We start from the raw sequence: 17,020 nt of genomic DNA on the forward strand, positions 1-17,020 counted from the left end.
ACCAAGCGGGCAGGAGCCCGCTTCTTCCACTTAGGACTTGCGGCGGCGCGCCAGGGCGAAACCGGCCAGGCCCAGACCGAGCAGGGCCAGCGAGGTTGGCTCCGGCACGGCAGTCGCGGCGTTGCGGCTTTCAATGGTGAAAGACACGAAATCGGCGCCGCCGAGGTCAGCGTAGGGGTTGACCATCGAAGTATTCTGCCAGTGCACGTTGAGCACCTTGTCCGCCGAGAACTGCGCCCATTGGGCGGCGCTCAAGGCGATGCTGCCGGACAGGGTGTAATCGTAGTCGGCATAGTTGGTGATCACAGTGGTCGGGCCGCCATTGGTGCTGCTCCAGTGGGCCAGCTTCACGCCATCGATGAAGAAGTCCAGATATTCGTCGAAGCCGGCATAGTTGGTGCCGAAGTCGCCCTTGGCGGTAATCGACAGGACCACACCGCTCTGCGCCTGGTTGCCCAGGTTGAATGCCTGGCTATAGCCTTGTGCGGTGGAGGTGATTGCGGTGGTGTTGCTAGCGAGGACGCCAGCGGAAGCGCTAGTGCTGGCGGCGGCGATCAGGGCGGCGGCAAACAGTTTCTTGGACATCAAGTTACTCCATGGAAATTGTGGATCGATAATACTTTTACCCTGTAAGCAATATCAATGCCAGAACGCACTTTTTGTTTCCAATCACTTAGATTTTCAGTTAGAAACACGGTGTAAAGTTTTCCGACAGTTAGAACCAGGCGGCGATGACCTGGAAGCGTTGTAGAATCGAACGGCAGTGCTATATAAATCATCACAAAACGGAGACCGCAACCATGCCCGATGAGCGCGCCATCGTCACCCTGCTCTCGCAATACAGCGAAAGCCACCTCAATCCCACCAACGAAGCGATCCATTGCGTTTGCGTGCCACTGATCGTATTCAGCCTGCTCGGCCTGATCTGGGCCATCCATCCGCTGCTGGCCGTCGGTGGCGCGGCGGCAGCCATGGTTTATTACTTCAAGCTATCGCGTAATTTCGCGCTGGGCATGCTGCTCATGGCGGGCTTCATGCTGGTGGTATTGCGCGCCCTGCCGCCAGCGGCGGTGCTGCCGCTGAGTATTGTGATCTTCGTGCTGGCCTGGATCGGCCAGTTCATCGGCCATAAGATCGAGGGCAAGAAGCCATCCTTCTTCGACGACCTGCGCTTCCTGCTGATCGGGCCACTCTTCGTGCTGGGCGTGCTGTACCGTCGCTTGAAGCTCGCCTATTGAGCCCTTCCCCGCCGGTCGCAGCCTCCTGCGCTGCAAGTAAGAAACACTTATACTGGCGGGATGCCTTCTTCGATTCTCTTCATTGCCGCCTGCCTGATCTGGGGTTCCACCTTCTTCGCGATCACGCTGCAGCTGGGCGATATCGCACCGGCCGTCTCCATTGTTTATCGTTTTGCCCTGGCCTCGAGCGTGCTGTTCGGCTGGTGCCTGCTGCGCGGCGACAAGCTGCGCCTGTCGTGGAAGGCGCAGCGCTGGACCATTCTGCAGGGCTGCTGCAGCTTTGGACTGAGCTATATCGGCACATATAACGCCGAGCTGTATGTGGTATCGGCACTGGTGGCGGTGCTGTTCGCGCTGATGGTGTTCTGGAATCCGATCCTCAACCGCATCGCCTTCGGCACGCCGCTGACCTGGCGTACCTGGGCGGCGGGCTGCGCCGCGGTGGGCGGCGTGGTCCTGCTGTTCTACCACGCCATCGCCGCCTCCTTGCGCGACGTGATCGGTGGCGGCCAAGGGCACTTCATCCTCGGCCTCGCCCTCGCGCTGGGCGCGACCATCGCCAGTTCGGTCGGCAACACCCTGGTGGTCAAAGTGCGCCAGAGCGAATCGAATGTGCTGCTGACCATGGCCTGGGGCATGCTGTGGGGCACCTTGCTGGTGGCGCTGTGGGCGCTGGCGCGCGGCGATGCCTTTGTCATGCCGTCGACGCTCGCCTATTGGGGCGGCCTGCTATACCTGTCCTTGTTCGGTTCGGTGATTGCGTTTGCCTGCTATTTCACCCTGATCGACCGAATCGGCACGCAAAAAGCGGTGTACATCGGCGTGGTGACGCCTGTTATCTCCGTGCTGTTGAGTATTCGCCTGGAAAATTACCGTCCCGGCTGGATGGAAATCGTGGGCATGGTAGTGTGCCTGGCCAGTGTGGCCTGGGCACTCAGGGCCCCATCGGTGCCCGCCCGCCTTACTCCTGTTGACCTTAAACCTTTACAGAAAGCTTCATGAGCAATTTGCATATCCGCCCTGCCCGTCCGGACGACGTGGCGTCCATCATGGCCATGATTCGTGAACTGGCCGTTTTTGAGAAGCTGGAACACCTGGTGGTGGCGGACGAAGCCATGCTTCACGCAGAACTGTTCGGCGCCAAGCCGGGTGTGGAAGGCATCGTCGGAGAAGAAGCCGGCGAAGTGGTGAGCTATGCCCTGTTCTTCCACAATTTCTCGACTTTCCTGTGCAAAAAGGGACTCTACCTTGAGGATTTGTATGTGAAGCAGAATCGCCGGGGCGCGGGCTATGGGAAGCTGATGCTGGCGGCGCTGGCGAAGATCGCCGTTGAGCGCCAGTGCGGACGCTTCGAATGGTCGGTGCTGGACTGGAATGTGAACGCGATCAAGTTCTATGAGCAGATGGGTGCGGATGTGCTGCCCGACTGGCGTGTGTGCCGTGTGACGGGTCCCGCGCTGCAATCTTTGGCCGGCGTCTGATCATTACCTCATGAACACAGCAGGGCATTGTTTCCATGGCGCCCTCAGTTTCTGCCTGAGCAAAAAAAATCCCTCGCGGCTCGTGTGTGGTCGGGCGAGGGATAGTAAACCCAGGTGTCAGTTGGGAGGGGAGATGAATCGACGATTTCAATATAGTCCCCCTACCTCGACCTTGCCCAGTCACTTACAAATTATTACCGAACAGGCGTTCTTGCTTACATTTGATATAACGCAAAGCATGCCAACAGGAAATTTGCCAAATTGGTGATCCCGTCTTGCTGGAGACTGACGATGTTCAAAGCCCTGTATCGCGCCTATTGGCTTTTCCGGCTGCGCCGCTGCACGCGGCAACTGGAGGTGCTGGCAGCGCAGCGCGCCAATGATGCGCTGGCCGAATTGGTGCTTACGCGCGAAGCCGAGCTGGTGCGCGCGCAGCTGCAGATGCTTTAAATCCCCTTTCCAGCCATTCGAACAAGCCTTGCGTGAGCAGGGCCAGGGCGGCGGCCGGCAGCGCGCCGGCCAGCATCAGGGTGTTGTCGTTCAAAGCCAGGCCGGTCGTGATGCGTTCGCCGTAGCCGCCGGCGCCGATGAAGGCGGCGATGGTGGCAGTGCCGACACTCATCACGGCGGCGGTTTTCACGCCCGCCAGGATCACGGGCGCGGCCAGGGGCAGCTCGATATGCCGCAGGCTTTGCACCGGCCGCAGGCCCAGCGCCTGCGCCGCCTGCTTCAAGCCGGGCGGGACGCCGTTGATCGCGGTGCAGGTGTTCCGAATGACCGGCAGCAGCGCATAGACAAACAGCGCGCACAGGGCCGGCATGGCGCCGATGGTACCGAGCAGGGGAATCAGCATGGCCAGCAGGGCCAGCGAAGGGATGGTTTGCAGGATGCCGGCAATGGCCATCACCGGTTCGCGCAGCTTCGGGCGACATGCGGCGAGAATACCAAGCGGGATGCCGACCAGGCTGGCCAGGGCGACCGAGAGTGCGACCAGCAGAATGTGCTGGCGGGTCAGGCGCCAGAAGTCGCCTGCAAAAAGACGCTGCCAAAGCGTCGGCGCCGAAGCGGTAGGCGCGATGGAATTGGTGGCGGCAGGAGCGATACCGGTAGCCGTCTTTTGCCGCCGCGCCAGCCAGCCGTGCGCAATGTCGGCGAACGACTGCCCGCGCAGTTCGGCGGCGGCGTTCATGGCAATCATGTCCGGCGCGCTGATGCTGCCTTCGAGTGCGCGCAAGGCCTGCCAGGCTGCGGGAAAGCGCTGCGCCGCGTCGAGGCGGTACAGCAGCACCGCGTCGTAGCGCGGGAAGTAGGCCAGATCGTCCTCCAGCACGTGCAGGCCGTATTGGCTAATCTTGGCGTCGGTGGAATAAATGTCGATCACGTCGACCTGCTTTTGCGCCAGGGCCTCGTAGGCGATGCCATGATCAAGACCGCGCGGAACGATGCCGATGCCATAGCGTTGGGCAAGGCCCGGCCAGCCGTCGGCGCGGCCGATGAATTCATGCGACAGCCCGTAGCGCAACTCGCGCCGGGCGGCCAGCTCGCTCAATTTGCTGGCGCCGCCCGCATCGCCGCGCACGGCCAGCGCATAGGTGTTATTGAAGCCCAGCCGCACGGCAACGCCAAGTCCTTGCGCCGCCAGTTCGCGCTGCATCTGCTCCAGCGGGACGGCTTCGGCGTGCTTCAGGATCTCCAGTCCGATGGTGCCGGTATATTCAGGATAGACGTCGATGCTGCCCGACTTCAGGGCTGCCAGCACGATGGCCGTATTGCCCAGCCCCTGCTTGTGCTCCACGCGGGCATGCGGCGCAGCGGCCTGCGCCAGCAGCTCGCCGAGAATGTAGGATTCCGTGAAGCGTTTGGAGCCGACGCGCAGCACGCCGCCGGGCGCGGCGCTCGCAAGCCCTGGCGCGACAACGGCGGCAAAGGCCGCCAGCGCCAAGAATACCGCTATACGGCGCAGCAAGTCAGGCGCCCGCGACGGGTACGCCGACCACGGTGACAGGAAGCGCCGGGGCAAGGGTGGCGTGCAGCGCCGGGATGCCGACCACCGGATCGCGCCAGACGCCGCGGTTGACCACCGCCACGCAAGGGTTGAAGCCGAAGGCGTACGACAGATCCGCCGGGCGGGCGATATGCCACAGCGCGAAATCGGCGCGCTTGCCCACTTCCAGCGTGCCGACTTCGCCGTCCAGCCCCAGGGCGCGGGCGGCATGGATGGTGCAGCCGGCCAGCGCCTCCAGCGGCGTCAGGCGCCACAGCGTGCACACCATATTCATCGCCAGCAGCAGGGACGTCATCGGCGAGGTGCCCGGATTATTGTCGGTGGCAACCGCCATCGGCACGCCGGCCGCGCGCAGTTCGGCCACCGGCGGCGGCGTGGTGTCGCGCAGGAAGTAGTAGGCGCCCGGCAGCAGCACGGCGACCGTACCGGCGGCGGCCATGGCGGCAATGCCTTCGGCCGACAAGTGCTCCAGGTGGTCGGCGGACAGGCCGCCATAGCGCGCCACCAGGGCAGCGCCGCCCTGGTCGGACAGCTGTTCCGCGTGCAGCTTGACCGGCAGGCCGTTCTCGCGCGCGGCGGCGAAGATGCGCTCGGTCTGCGCGGCGCTGAAACCGATGCGCTCGCAGAAGGCGTCCACCGCATCGGCCAGGCCTTCCGAGGCCAGGGTGGGAATCATGCCGATCACCGCGTCGACATAGTCGTCCGCGCGCTCTTTGAATTCGGGCGGCAGCGCATGGGCGCCGAGGAAGGTGGTGCGCACCGAAACCGGCAACAGCTGCGCCACGCGGCGCGCCGCGCGCAGCATCTTGGTTTCGGACTCCAGCGACAGGCCGTAGCCGGACTTGATCTCCAGCGTGGTCACGCCTTCGGCCAGCAGCGCGGCGACGCGCGGCAGCGACTGGCGCAGCAGCTCGTCGACGCTGGCTTCGCGGGTGGCGCGCACGGTCGACATGATGCCGCCGCCGGCGCGGGCGATGTCCTCGTAGGTGGCGCCATTCAGGCGCGCCTCGAATTCATCGCTGCGGTTGCCGGCGTGGACGATATGGGTGTGGCAATCGATCAGGCCCGGCGTCAGCCAGCAGCCGCCGCCGTCGTGCTCCAGCTCCGCGCGGCCCGCCGCGGCGGCGTCCTCGCGGCGCCCGATCCAGGCGATACGGCCGTTGTCGACCGCGATGGCCACGTCGCGCATTTCACCATAGCCCACGCCGGCCATGGTGGCCAGGTGGACGTTCGTGATCAGCAAATCCCACTCTACTGCCATGTTTTACTCTTCGTTTGGAAAGATATCGACAATGAACACGGTGGCGTAGCCCGCTTCCAGCGTCCACACATCATCCTTGTCCAGCACCACGGCATCATAGCGCACCAGCGAGATGCGCTCGCTGGCGCTGGCCAGGTTCAGGCTTTCGCCCTCGGCCAGGAAGACCACGGTGGTCGGGCTGCGCCGCTCCAAGGTGGAGAAGTCGCGCACCGTGCGCCGCTCCAGCTGGTGGTTGCAGATGGAACGGCGCGTCATCACATTGAAATCGGTGGTGGGCGCGCCTTCCACCGTGGCGCTGACGGCGTTCTCGCCCGGGAAGGCGATCACCGGCTCGCGCTCGCTCAATGCAACACGGCGTTCGTTGCCGACATCGAGCACCACGCCGCCGCCCTCGACCAGGGTCAGGGTGCGGTCGATGCCGGGAAAGACGGAAAACGGGCCGCTCTGCGCGATGGTGGCCAGCGACAGGCGCCATTCGAACTCGTCGAACCCCGCGCCCGGCGGCATCACGCACAGCTCCGTGGTGCTGCCGCCGCCGTTTTTCCATGGCGTGGCGTGCAGGCTTGCATATTGGATGATTTGAGTCATGCTCGCAGCTCGCGCAGTTCGGCCAGCGTTTTTTTGAAGCGCGCGGTGATGGCCGGTTGCGCCACGTGCTTCTGGCCGCGCACCACCCAGTGGCCGCCGACCATCACATCCCTGACTAGATTATCATTTCCGCTGAAAACGAAGCATCCCAAAACGTCGGCGGCATCGATTCCATCGAGGTTCGGGTGGTCGTCATCCAACACTATCAGATCGGCGCGCTTGCCGACCGACAGCGCGCCCACCGGACGCCCGGCCGCCTGCGCCCCGCCCTGCAACGCGGCTTGCCAGAGGAAATCCCCTACGCGGCGCTCGGCGCCCGAAACGGCGATATTGCGGCGCTGCTGCAACAGGCGCTGGCCGTATTCCAGCCAGCGCAGCTCCTCGACCGCGCTTTGCGAGACGTGGCTGTCGCTGCCCACGCCGAAGCGGCCGCCCTGCTCCAGGAAGCTTTCAAGCGGGAACAATCCGTCGCCCAGATTGGCCTCGGTGGTCGGGCACAGGCCGGCCACGGCGCCGCTCGCGGCGATGGCGCTGACTTCGTCCGGCGTCAGGTGGGTGGCGTGCACCAGGCACCAGCGCGCGTCGACCGCCAGCTTGTCATACAGGTATTGCACCGGCCGCCGGCCCGAATAATCGAGCGACTGCTGCACTTCGCCCTGCTGCTCGGCGATGTGGATGTGCACCGGGCGCGCCTTGGGCAGGTGGTCCAGCACTTCGCGGATCTGCGCCACCGAGGCCGCGCGCAGCGAATGCGGCGCCACGCCCACTTCCACCTGGGCGTCGCGCAAGGGTTCCAGTTCGCCGATGATCTTCAGCACATCGCGCGCATCGGTGCGGAACCGCGCCTGCTCCGGCTTCAAAGGCTGCTCGCCGAAACCGGCATAGGAGTACAGCACCGGCAGCATGGTGATGCCGATGCCGGCATGGCGCGCGGCGGCGATCACGCGCTGCGCCGTTTCCGATGCCTGCGGATACAGACTGCCGTCCGGCGCCCGCTGCACATAATGAAATTCGCACATCGAGGTGTAGCCGTGGCGCAGGCACTCGGAATACAGCTGGGCCGCGATGGCTTCCATCTGCTCCGGTGTGATGTTGCGCGCAAAGCGGTACATCAGGTCGCGCCAGGTCCAGAAGCTGTCCTTGGCGTCGCCCGCCACCTCGGTCAGGCCGCCCAGGGCGCGCTGGAAGGCGTGCGAGTGCAGGTTGACCATGCCCGGCATGACCAAGCGTGCGCTCGGGATGCCCGACGCCGCCACGGCATCGGCCTGCACGGCGCTGAAGTTGCCGCGCTCGTCCCATTGCAGCAGGACGTCCTTGCGCCAGCCTTCCGGCAGCAGCGCGTGCCGCGCAAACAGGGCCTTCATTGGCGCACCCAATCGGCGGCCGACTGCACCAGCTGGCGCAGCAGGGGCTGAATGTCGGCCGCGAGGTCTTCGCGGTAGCCGAACGGCGCCGTTTCGTCCATATAGGTGGACTGGCACATCTCCAGCTGGATGGCGTGTACGCCCTGCTCCGGCTTGCCGTAGAAGCGCGTGATGTGGCCGCCCTTGAAGCGGCCGTTGACGGCCACGGTATAGCGTTCGTCGCTGCGCGCCACCGCGGCGATGGTATCGCTCATGGCGCGCTCGCAGCTGGCGCCGTCCGCCGTGCCGAAATTCAGGTCGGGCAGCTTGCCCTCGAAGAAGCGCGGCACCACGGAGGCGATCGAGTGGGCATCCCACAGCACCACCTTGCCGTGGAGGGACAGCAAACGGTCCAGTTCCCCGCGCAGCTGGGCGTGGTAGGGCTGCCAGTAGGCGGCCAGGCGCCGCTCGACTTCCGCCTGCGAAGGCTGGCGGCCTTCCAGGTAGAGCGGTTCGCGGTGGAAGGTGTCGAGCGGGCACAGGCCGGTGGTGTCCTGGCCCGGGTACAGGTTGGTGTTTTCCGGCGGGCGGTTCAGGTCGATCACATAGCGCGACCAGCGCGCCGAGAGTGTGGACGCGCCCATCTCTTGCAGGAAGCCGTACAGCCTGGCCAGGTGCCAGTCGGTATCGGCCTTCTCGACGGCGGCCGGCGCCATGCCGGCCGCGATATCGTCCGGGATGTCGGTGCCCACGTGGGGCATCGACACCAGCAAGGGAATACTGCCTGCGTTGAAGCGGTAATCCATATAACCCTCCTTACGGATGCAGGGCGCTGAACAGGGACTTGCAGGTTGCGCTCAGCTCGCCTTTCACCACCATCTGCTTGGCGGCCTCGATGTCCGGCGCGAAGAAGCGGTCGGCGTCGAAGAATGGTACCTTGGAACGCAGCTGGGCGTGTACATGTTCCAGCTGCGCCGAGGTTTTCAGCGGACGGTGGAAGTCGATGCCCTGCGCCGCCGCCAGCAGCTCGATGCCGAGGATGGTGGCGGTATTGTGCGCCATATCGTGCAGGCGGCGCGCCCCGTAGGTGGCCATCGACACGTGGTCTTCCTGGTTGGCCGACGTCGGAATGGTGTCGACCGAGGCCGGATGGGCGATCGACTTGTTCTCCGACGCCAGGGCGGCGGCGGTGACGTGGGCGATCATGAAGCCCGAGTTCACGCCCGGGTCGCGCACCAGGAAAGGCGGCAGGCCGCCGGACAGGGTGGCGTCGATCAGGAGCGAAATGCGGCGCTCGGAAATGGAGCCGATTTCCGCGATCGCCAGCGCCAGGGTGTCGGCGGCAAACGCCACCGGCTCGGCGTGGAAATTGCCGCCCGAAACCACCACCGGGCCGTCGTCGTTCTGGAAGATCAGCGGATTGTCGGTCACGGCATTGGCTTCGATCAAGAGGGTGCGGCCGGCGTTGGCGATGATGTCCCAGCAGGCGCCCATCACTTGCGGCTGGCAGCGCAGGCAGTACGGGTCCTGCACGCGCTCGTCGCCCACCAGGTGCGAGGCGCGGATCGCGCTGCCCGACACCAGTTCGCGGTAGATGCCGGCGGTGGCGATCTGGCCCGGCTGGCCGCGCACGGCGTGGATGCGGGCGTCGAACGGCGAATCGGAACCTTTGGCGGCGTCCAGCGACATGGAACCGGTCACCATGCCGGCTTCCAGCAGGCGCTCGGCCATGAACAGGCCGTGCAGCGCCAGCGCGGTGGAAGCCTGGGTGCCGTTGATCAGGGCCAGGCCTTCTTTCGCGGCCAGCACCACAGGGGCGATGCCGGCGGCTTTCAGCGCCTCGGCCGCTGGCACCAGCTCACCCTTCACGCGCACGTCGCCTACGCCCAGGATGGCCAGGGTCATATGCGACAGCGGCGCCAGGTCGCCGGACGCGCCGACCGAGCCCTTGGCCGGGATGGCGGGCACGATGCCCTTGTTGTACAAGGCGATCAGGGTGTCGATCACCACCGGGCGGATGCCGGAGAAGCCGCGCGACAGGCTGCTGATCTTGGTCAGCATCAGGAGGCGCACCACTTCGTCGGACATCAGTTCGCCCGTGCCCACCGAATGCGACAGGATCAGGTTGCGCTGCAGCTGTTCCAGCTTGTCGTCCGGGATGCGGGTCTTGGCCAGCAGGCCGAAGCCGGTGTTGATGCCGTAGGCGGCGTCGCCTTTGGCAACGATGTCCTGCACGGCTTTGCAGGAGGCGTCGATGGCGGCGTAGGCTTCGCTTGCCAGGGCGATCGGGGTGTGGGCGCTCCAGACGGCGCGCAGGTCGGCCAGGGTCAGTTTGCCGGGGGTAAGGGTCAGTTGGGTCATGTGTTGGTTCTCGTATTCGTTTGCGTTCAACCGGTAAGGCGGTGTCCGATCCGCTGGGTCAGGCACCTCAGTACGCGGCCGTCGCGTAATTTGCAGTGAGGGACGGGCGCTGGACCTGGGGCCAGTTCCCGCCGCTTTACCGGGTTTTACTTGAGCATCGGCAGATTCAGTTTATTCCGCTTGGCGCATGCAATGGCGGCCTCATAGCCGGCGTCCGCGTGGCGCATCACGCCCGAACCGCAGTCATTGACCAGCACGCGCGCCAGACGCTTGGCTGCAGCCTCGGTACCGTCGGCCACGATCACCACGCCGGAGTGCTGCGAATAGCCCATGCCCACGCCGCCGCCGTGGTGCAGCGAGACCCAGGTCGCGCCGCCGGCGGTGTTCAGCATGGCGTTCAGCAGCGGCCAGTCGGAGACCGCGTCGGTGCCGTCGCGCATGCCTTCGGTCTCGCGGTTGGGCGAGGCCACCGAGCCGGTATCGAGGTGATCGCGGCCAATCACGATCGGCGCTTTCAGTTCGCCGTTCTTCACCATTTCATTGAAGGCCAGGCCGGCGATGTGGCGCTCGCCCAGGCCCAGCCAGCAGATGCGCGCCGGCAGGCCCTGGAAGGCGATGCGCTCGCGCGCCATGTCCAGCCAGCGGTGCACGTTGGCATGATGCGGGAACAGTTCCTTGATCTTGGCGTCGGTCTTGTAGATGTCTTCCGGATCGCCCGACAGGGCCACCCAGCGGAACGGGCCGCGCCCTTCGCAGAACTGCGGGCGGATATAGGCCGGCACGAAGCCCGGGAAGTCGAAGGCGTTCTTGACGCCCTTGTCCAGGGCCACCTGGCGGATGTTGTTGCCGTAGTCGACCACCTTGGCGCCCAGCGCCTGGAAGTCCAGCATGGCTTGCACGTGCACGGCGCAGGATGCGGCGGCGGCATCGGTCAGCTTGGCGTGCTGTGCGGCGTCGGCCTGGGCCGCCTTCCACTGCGCCACGCTCCAGCCCTGCGGCAGGTAGCCGTTCACCAGGTCGTGCGCCGAGGTCTGGTCGGTCACCAGGTCCGGCACCAGGCCGCCGGCCTTGGCGCGCTTGACCAGTTCCGGCAGCACGTCGGCCGCGTTGCCCAGCAGGCCGATCGAGATGGCGTCGCCGTTGGCCTTGTGTTGCTCGATCATCGCGAGCGCTTCGTCGATGCTGGCGGCCTGTTTGTCCAGGTAGCGGGTGCGCAGGCGGAAATCGATCGACGATTGCTGGCATTCGATGTTCAGCGACACTGCGCCGGCAAAGGTGGCGGCCAGCGGCTGCGCGCCGCCCATGCCGCCCAGGCCGGCGGTCAGCACCCAGCGCCCTTTCAGGTCGCCGCCGAAGTGCTGGCGGCCCGCTTCGGCGAAGGTTTCATACGTGCCCTGCACGATGCCCTGGGTGCCGATATAGATCCAGGAGCCGGCCGTCATCTGGCCGTACATGAACAGGCCCTGGCGGTCCAGCTCGTTGAAATGCTCCCAGTTGCCCCATTTCGGCACCAGGTTGGAGTTGGCCAGCAGCACGCGCGGCGCGTCTTCGTGGGTTTGGAACACGCCGACCGGCTTGCCGGACTGGATCAGCAGGGTTTCATTGGCTTCCAGCTTTTTCAGCGAGACGAGGATCTGGTCGAAGCATTCCCAGTTGCGGGCCGCGCGGCCGATGCCGCCGTACACCACCAGGTGTTTCGGGTTCTCCGCCACTTCCTTGTCCAGGTTGTTCTGCAGCATGCGGTAGGCCGCCTCGGCGCCCCAGGTCTTGCAGACCATTTCCGGGCCGCGCGGGGCGCGGATGTCGCGGGTGGCGTCGTAGCGGGGATCGTTTTCCAGGTGCTGGGTGCTCATGTCATCTCCTCAAGTTGGTGAGAACGGGCCTGCACCGGCCCGTGCATGCACACAGAATAAGTTGTATAGACAACCAAGTCAAACAGATTTTTCAGGCGCGGGGAAAGTTGGTGTCCGTGATGGCTTTTCTTGAAACTGTGCACGTTTTGGCCGATTGCCAGAGCTGACCCCGGCTTTCATCACGCTACAAACGGGGCAAAATGTATGACGCTCCATCCTCTTCGGATTAGAATGTCATTTTCCCCAAAAGTTGCCGAGATGAAACGCGCCGCAAACGAGCAGAACTTTGCTGGGCGCTTGGCGGTGCCGGGTCGTTTGAATCGAAACCTACTCATATCATGGAAAAGTTCGACCAGGATTTCCGCGCTCTGCTGCGCACCGTGAAACTGCGCTTGCTGCAGCTCCACCGGGATGCCAACTGTGGCCATATCGGCGGCAATTTCTCGTGCATCGACGCCTTGATGACGCTGCACCACCAGGTGTTGGGCGAACACGACCGCTTTGTGCTCTCCAAGGGCCATTCGGCCGGCGCGCTCTACGTCACGCTGTGGAGCCTTGGCAAAGTCTCCGATACGGACCTGGAAAGTTTCGCGCGCGACGATACCTTGTTCCCCGGCCATCCCAGCGGCGCCGGCATTCCCGGCCTGATGTTTTCCACCGGTTCGCTTGGCCATGGCCCGTCGCTGGCGGCCGGCCTGGCGCTGGCGGCGCGCCACAAGGGCCTGGGACAGCAGGTGTATTGCCTGTGCTCGGACGGCGAGTGGCAGGAGGGCAGTTGCTGGGAGGCGCTCAATTTCGCCATCCACCAGCGCCTGGACAACCTCACCATCCTGGTCGACCAGAACGGCTTGCAGGGCTTTGGCAGCACCACCGAGGTCATGTCCTGCGACGACTTGACGCCGCGCTTTGCCGCCTTTGGCGCCGCTGTGCAGCACGTCGACGGCCACGACCCGGACGCGATCCGCGCCGCGCTGGCGGCGCCGGCGGCCGGCGCGCCGCGCGTGATCACGCTCAAGACGGTGAAAGGGCGCGGCCTGCATTTTGAAGGGCTGCTCGAATCGCACTACCTGCCCTTGTCGGCGGCCCATTACGCAAGCGCCCGGCAGGCCATCGAGCAGGAGGGACAGCCATGAGAAAGGCGTTCGCCGATGCCGTGCTGGCGCAATGCAACCGCGAGGACTGGTTTTTCCTGACCGGCGACCTGGGCTTCATGGCCCTGGAAGAAGTGCAGGCCGCCTTCGGTTCACGCTTTGTCAATGCCGGGGTGGCCGAGCAGAATATGGTCGGCGTGGCGGCCGGCCTGGCGCGCGAGGGGCTGCGCGCGATTGTCTACAGCATTGCGCCGTTCTGCTATGCGCGGCCGTTCGAGCAGATCCGCAATGACCTGTGCCTGGGCGGCCTGCCGGTTTGCCTGGTCGGCAATGGCGGCGGTTATGCCTACGGCCATATGGGGCCGACCCACCACGCCCTGGAAGACTGCGCGGCCATGAATGCCCTGGGCGTGCGCGTGCTGGTGCCGGCCTTCGACGACGACCTGCCCGCCCTGCTGGCCCGGCTTGACAAGCCGACCTACCTGCGTCTGGGCTACGACGCCCGGCCGGCCGGCCTCAGCGTGCCGGCCTACGCGCCCTGGCGCGAAGTCCTGCCGGGCAAGGCCGGCGCCATCGCGGCCTTGGGGCCCTTGGCGGGCGTGGCTTGGCAAGCCCTGGCCGGGCTCGACGTCGATGCCCGCCCGGCGGTGTGGGCGGTGTGCGAGTTCGACGCGGCCGCCATCCCGGCGGCCTTCCTGCAGCAGATCGCCGGCCGCCCCCTGTACGTGCTGGAAGAACACGTGGCCCAGGGCGGACTGGGCATGCACCTGGCCTTAGCCCTGGCGGCGCGCGGCCTGGCGGCGGGGCGTTTCGTGCACCGGCCGGCGCTGGGCTACCCGAGCGGGCGCTACGGCTCCCAGGCCTTCCATCGCGCCCAGTGCGGGCTCGATGCGCCATCCATCCGCACTATGCTCACCGATTGAGAACATGAATTTAGAAGACAAGCTTAGGAACCTGGCGGGCCCGGTCCTGGTGCTGGGCGCCAGCGGTTTCATCGGCGCCAACCTGCTGCGCCGCCTGCTGGCGGTGCGCAGCGACGTCACCGGCACGGTATTTTCCGGCGACACCTGGCGCCTGGATGAGGTGCCGTCGGCGCATATCGCCTTCCTCAACCTGCAGGACCCGGTCAGCGTGCGCTCGGTGCTGCACCGCGTGGCGCCCAAGACCATTTTTGACTGCTCCTCGTTCGGCGCCTATTCCTTCGAGCAGGACTACGAGCGCGTGCACGCCACCAACTACCTCAGCTTCATCCGCCTGATGGAGGAAGTCGCGGACATGCAGCTGGCCGCCTTCGTACACGCCGGCAGCTCCTCGGAATACGGCCTGAATGCGACGGCGCCCGCGGAAGACGCGGCGCTGCTGCCCAACAGCCATTACGCGGTAAGCAAGGTCGCCGCCAGTGCCGCCATCGCCTATTTCGGCAAGGTGCGCGGCGTTCCCGTGGCCAACCTGCGCCTGTACGCGGTCTACGGTCCGTACGAAGACAGTTCGCGCCTGATCCCGGCCCTGTGCGAAGCGAGCCTGCGCGGCGCGCTGCCGGTGCTGGCGCGCGCCGAGGTGAGCCGCGACTTCGTGCACGTGGACGACGTGGTGCAAGCCTTTGCCGACGCGGCGCAGAGGATGGGGCCGGAACTGGCCGGCGAATCGATCAACATCGGCAGCGGCCAGCCCACCACGCTGGCGGCGCTGGCCGAGGTCGCGATCCAGACCTTCGGCCTGGCGGCGCAACCGCGTTTCAATCCCGCCGCAGGGCGCGCCTGGGACACCGACAACTGGTATGCCGACGCCGGCAAAGCCCGGCGCCTGCTGGGATGGTCCGCCAAGGTCGATCTGGCCGAGGGCCTGCGGCGCACGCGCGACTGGTGGCGGGGCCACCTGGCGCACGCGGACTTCGGCCGCCTGACCAAGCGCACCCAGTCGCGCCAGGAAAAGAATTCGATCTCCGCCGTGATCGCCTGCTACCGCGACGGCCAGGCCATCCCCATCATGCATGAACGCCTGGTGGCGGTGTGCCAGCGCCTGGGCCTCGATTACGAAATCATATTCGTCAACGACAACTCGCCGGACGATTCGGCCGAGGTGATCCGGGACATCAGCGCGCGCGATCCGCACGTGATCGGCATCACCCATTCGCGCAATTTCGGCTCGCAGGCGGCTTTCCGCAGCGGCATGGGCATTGCCAGCAAGGAGGCCGTGGTCCTGATGGACGGCGACCTGCAGGATCCGCCCGAGCTGATCGAAGCCTTCGTCGAGCGCTGGCGCGCCGGCGCCGACGTGGTCTACGGCCGGCGCGTCAAGCGCGAGATGCCGGTGCTGCTGGAAGCCTGCTACCGCGCCTTCTACCGCCTGTTCGCCATGATGAGCGAAGTGCCGGTGCCGAAGGATGCCGGCGACTTTTCCCTGATCGACCGCAGCGTGGTGTACTGGCTGCTGCAGTGCCAGGAGCGCGACTCCTTCCTGCGCGGGCTGCGCGCCTATGTCGGCTTCCGCCAGGAAGGGGTGGACTACGTGCGCCCCGAGCGCATGTTCGGCGTCAGCACCAACAACTGGATCAAGAATATCGGCTGGGCCAAGAAAGGCATCTTCTCCTTCTCGCGCATGCCGCTGCACCTGCTCACCGCGGCCGGCGGGCTGGCCACCGTGGGCACCGTCGTGCTGGCGATTTTCACGGTGCTGGTGCGCATTTTCGAAGCCGACAGCGTGCCGCGCGGGGTCACCTTCCTGTCGCTGCTGGTGATGTTCTTCGGCTCGGCCACCCTGCTCGGCATCGGCTTGCTGGGCGAGTACATCGGCAAGATCTTCGAGGAGACCAAGGCCCGCCCGGCCTTCATCCGCCGCAGCCTGATCGTGCGCGGCACCATCCGGCCGGCCGACCCGCGGGGGCAGCGATGAGCCAGGAACGCGCCTGCCCGGTCTGCCACAGCCGCAGCTACGCCCGCTTCGCCGACGAACGCATCGATCCGGCCCGGGTCGGGGCCTTGACCTATGCCTCGCGCAAGCCGCCGGAATTCATGTGCCTGCGCCTGGTGCGCTGCCTGGGCTGCGACCTGGTGTACGCCCCCACCCCGCCGGCCGAGGACTTCCTGCAGGCCGCCTACAGCGAGGCCGACTTCGATTCCGGTCCGGAAGCCCTGGCCGCCGCGCACACCTATGCCGCCGCCCTGGGACCCCACGTGCAGGCGCTGGCCGGGCGCAACGCCGCGGTCGATGTGGGCGCCGGCAGCGGCCCGCTGCTGCCCTATCTGCAAGCGCAGGGCTTCGCGCCCGTGATCGGCATCGAGCCGTCGCGGGCGGCGATCGAGGCCGCCCCGCCGGCCACGCGCGCCATGCTGAGGGAAGGCATGTTCTCGGCGGCGCTGCTGGACGGCGAGCAGGTATCGCTGATCACCTCCTTCATGACGCTGGAACACATGCGCGATCCGGGCACCTTCGTCGCCACCGCGCACGGCCTGCTGGAAGCGGGCGGCGCCATCGCGGTGGTGGTGCACGATTGGCGCGCACCGCTGAACCGCCTGCTCGGCCTGCGCTCGCCGATCATCGACGTCGAGCATATGCAGCTGTTCAGCCCGCGCGCCTTGCGCGAGTTGCTGCAGCGGGCCGGCTTCGAGCGCATCGCCCTGCAGCCGATCCGCAATGCCTACCCGCTGCGCTACTGGCTGCGCCTGACGCCGCTGCCGGCCGGCGCCAAAGGCTTGCTGCTGCGCCTGCTGGAGCGGCTCGGCCTGGCCGACCGCCAGGTCGCGCTCAAGGTCGGCAATATGCTGGCGGTCGGCGTCAAGCCGCGCTGACGGGAGGCCGG

At 65.9% G+C, this 17,020-nt stretch carries 16 protein-coding genes; 8 read left to right on the forward strand and 8 right to left on the reverse strand.

The genetic code is table 11. The annotated features are described in order from the left end of the window. Nucleotides 1-30: 30 nt before the first annotated feature. The gene (locus H597_RS35680; RefSeq protein ID WP_028101974.1) at nt 31-585 is read right to left on the reverse strand and encodes a PEP-CTERM sorting domain-containing protein; all 555 of its coding nucleotides are present in this window, start codon (nt 583-585) and stop codon (nt 31-33) included. A 215-nt stretch (nt 586-800) separates the two neighbouring features. On the opposite strand from H597_RS35680, the gene H597_RS0109715 reads away from it, so the two are divergent. The 4 genes from H597_RS0109715 to H597_RS35475 all read left to right on the forward strand — a co-directional run bounded on the left by H597_RS0109715 (nt 801) and on the right by H597_RS35475 (nt 3,169). After that, nucleotides 801-1,238, forward strand: a complete 438-nt coding sequence (locus H597_RS0109715; protein WP_028101975.1) for an Mpo1 family 2-hydroxy fatty acid dioxygenase — start codon at nt 801-803, stop codon at nt 1,236-1,238. A 60-nt stretch (nt 1,239-1,298) separates the two neighbouring features. Continuing rightward, entirely contained in the window at nt 1,299-2,240 is a 942-nt protein-coding gene (locus H597_RS0109720) for a DMT family transporter (protein WP_028101976.1), read from the forward strand. Next, nucleotides 2,237-2,719, forward strand: a complete 483-nt coding sequence (locus tag H597_RS0109725) for a GNAT family N-acetyltransferase (protein ID WP_028101977.1) — start codon at nt 2,237-2,239, stop codon at nt 2,717-2,719. The genes H597_RS0109720 and H597_RS0109725 overlap by 4 nt, the downstream gene beginning before the upstream one ends. A 291-nt stretch (nt 2,720-3,010) precedes the next feature. Then, nucleotides 3,011-3,169: a hypothetical protein gene (locus tag H597_RS35475; RefSeq protein WP_169433288.1), complete on the forward strand. Its 159-nt coding sequence runs from the start codon at nt 3,011-3,013 to the stop codon at nt 3,167-3,169. On the opposite strand, the gene H597_RS0109735 is transcribed toward H597_RS35475, so the two are convergent. The 7 genes from H597_RS0109735 to hutU all read right to left on the reverse strand — a co-directional run bounded on the left by H597_RS0109735 (nt 3,123) and on the right by hutU (nt 12,130). After that, nucleotides 3,123-4,685, reverse strand: coding sequence for a glycine betaine ABC transporter substrate-binding protein (locus H597_RS0109735; RefSeq protein ID WP_371850724.1), 1,563 nt, complete (start codon nt 4,683-4,685; stop codon nt 3,123-3,125). The genes H597_RS35475 and H597_RS0109735 overlap by 47 nt on opposite strands. A 1-nt stretch (nt 4,686) precedes the next feature. Continuing rightward, nucleotides 4,687-5,985 carry an imidazolonepropionase gene (gene hutI / locus H597_RS30350; RefSeq protein ID WP_083941029.1) on the reverse strand — a complete coding sequence of 433 codons (1,299 nt, stop codon included), beginning with the start codon at nt 5,983-5,985 and terminating at the stop codon, nt 4,687-4,689. A 3-nt stretch (nt 5,986-5,988) separates the two neighbouring features. Continuing rightward, entirely contained in the window at nt 5,989-6,573 is a 585-nt protein-coding gene (locus H597_RS0109745) for a HutD/Ves family protein (protein ID WP_028101979.1), read from the reverse strand. Beyond that, on the reverse strand, nt 6,570-7,937 hold the full coding sequence (locus tag H597_RS0109750) for a formimidoylglutamate deiminase (protein WP_028101980.1): 1,368 nt from the start codon (nt 7,935-7,937) through the stop codon (nt 6,570-6,572). Before H597_RS0109750 ends, H597_RS0109745 begins: the two co-directional genes overlap by 4 nt. Next, nucleotides 7,934-8,722: an N-formylglutamate deformylase gene (gene hutG, locus H597_RS0109755; protein WP_028101981.1), complete on the reverse strand. Its 789-nt coding sequence runs from the start codon at nt 8,720-8,722 to the stop codon at nt 7,934-7,936. Before hutG ends, H597_RS0109750 begins: the two co-directional genes overlap by 4 nt. Nucleotides 8,723-8,732: 10 nt before the next feature. Next, on the reverse strand, nt 8,733-10,277 hold the full coding sequence (gene hutH, locus H597_RS0109760) for a histidine ammonia-lyase (protein ID WP_028101982.1): 1,545 nt from the start codon (nt 10,275-10,277) through the stop codon (nt 8,733-8,735). Nucleotides 10,278-10,423: 146 nt separating this feature from the next. Beyond that, on the reverse strand, nt 10,424-12,130 hold the full coding sequence (gene hutU / locus H597_RS0109765) for a urocanate hydratase (protein ID WP_028101983.1): 1,707 nt from the start codon (nt 12,128-12,130) through the stop codon (nt 10,424-10,426). Between the two features lie 338 nt (nt 12,131-12,468). On the opposite strand from hutU, the gene H597_RS30355 reads away from it, so the two are divergent. From H597_RS30355 to H597_RS0109785, 4 genes are read left to right on the forward strand one after another with little or no spacing between them, the layout of a single operon-like run. Continuing rightward, nucleotides 12,469-13,263, forward strand: a complete 795-nt coding sequence (locus H597_RS30355) for a thiamine pyrophosphate-binding protein (protein ID WP_035373717.1) — start codon at nt 12,469-12,471, stop codon at nt 13,261-13,263. Next, complete coding sequence (locus H597_RS0109775; RefSeq protein ID WP_028101984.1) at nt 13,260-14,144, forward strand: transketolase family protein; 885 nt, start codon at nt 13,260-13,262, stop codon at nt 14,142-14,144. The genes H597_RS30355 and H597_RS0109775 overlap by 4 nt, the downstream gene beginning before the upstream one ends. A gap of 4 nt (nt 14,145-14,148) precedes the next feature. After that, nucleotides 14,149-16,113 carry an NAD-dependent epimerase/dehydratase family protein gene (locus tag H597_RS0109780; protein WP_028101985.1) on the forward strand — a complete coding sequence of 655 codons (1,965 nt, stop codon included), beginning with the start codon at nt 14,149-14,151 and terminating at the stop codon, nt 16,111-16,113. Continuing rightward, a complete protein-coding gene (locus tag H597_RS0109785) occupies nt 16,110-17,009 on the forward strand; it encodes a class I SAM-dependent methyltransferase (RefSeq protein WP_035373719.1) in 900 nt (299 codons plus the stop codon). Before H597_RS0109780 ends, H597_RS0109785 begins: the two co-directional genes overlap by 4 nt. Nucleotides 17,010-17,020: the final 11 nt, after the last annotated feature.

It is taken from the genome of Pseudoduganella violaceinigra DSM 15887, assembly GCF_000425385.1.
Lineage (GTDB): Bacteria > Pseudomonadota > Gammaproteobacteria > Burkholderiales > Burkholderiaceae_D > Rugamonas > Rugamonas violaceinigra.

Excerpts from the sequence above, each read along its gene's own strand:
- H597_RS35475 (WP_169433288.1), top strand. The coding sequence starts at position 3,011 with ATGTTCAAAGCCCTGTATCGCGCCTATTGGCTTTTCCGGCTGCGCCGC.
- H597_RS0109775 (WP_028101984.1), top strand. The coding sequence starts at position 13,260 with ATGAGAAAGGCGTTCGCCGATGCCGTGCTGGCGCAATGCAACCGCGAG.
- H597_RS0109725 (WP_028101977.1), top strand. The coding sequence starts at position 2,237 with ATGAGCAATTTGCATATCCGCCCTGCCCGTCCGGACGACGTGGCGTCC.
- H597_RS30355 (WP_035373717.1), top strand. The coding sequence starts at position 12,469 with ATGGAAAAGTTCGACCAGGATTTCCGCGCTCTGCTGCGCACCGTGAAA.
- hutI (WP_083941029.1), bottom strand. The coding sequence starts at position 5,985 with ATGGCAGTAGAGTGGGATTTGCTGATCACGAACGTCCACCTGGCCACC.
- hutH (WP_028101982.1), bottom strand. The coding sequence starts at position 10,277 with ATGACCCAACTGACCCTTACCCCCGGCAAACTGACCCTGGCCGACCTG.
- H597_RS0109750 (WP_028101980.1), bottom strand. The coding sequence starts at position 7,937 with ATGAAGGCCCTGTTTGCGCGGCACGCGCTGCTGCCGGAAGGCTGGCGC.
- H597_RS0109745 (WP_028101979.1), bottom strand. The coding sequence starts at position 6,573 with ATGACTCAAATCATCCAATATGCAAGCCTGCACGCCACGCCATGGAAA.
- H597_RS35680 (WP_028101974.1), bottom strand. The coding sequence starts at position 585 with ATGTCCAAGAAACTGTTTGCCGCCGCCCTGATCGCCGCCGCCAGCACT.
- hutU (WP_028101983.1), bottom strand. The coding sequence starts at position 12,130 with ATGAGCACCCAGCACCTGGAAAACGATCCCCGCTACGACGCCACCCGC.
- H597_RS0109780 (WP_028101985.1), top strand. The coding sequence starts at position 14,149 with ATGAATTTAGAAGACAAGCTTAGGAACCTGGCGGGCCCGGTCCTGGTG.
- hutG (WP_028101981.1), bottom strand. The coding sequence starts at position 8,722 with ATGGATTACCGCTTCAACGCAGGCAGTATTCCCTTGCTGGTGTCGATG.
- H597_RS0109785 (WP_035373719.1), top strand. The coding sequence starts at position 16,110 with ATGAGCCAGGAACGCGCCTGCCCGGTCTGCCACAGCCGCAGCTACGCC.
- H597_RS0109715 (WP_028101975.1), top strand. The coding sequence starts at position 801 with ATGCCCGATGAGCGCGCCATCGTCACCCTGCTCTCGCAATACAGCGAA.
- H597_RS0109720 (WP_028101976.1), top strand. The coding sequence starts at position 1,299 with ATGCCTTCTTCGATTCTCTTCATTGCCGCCTGCCTGATCTGGGGTTCC.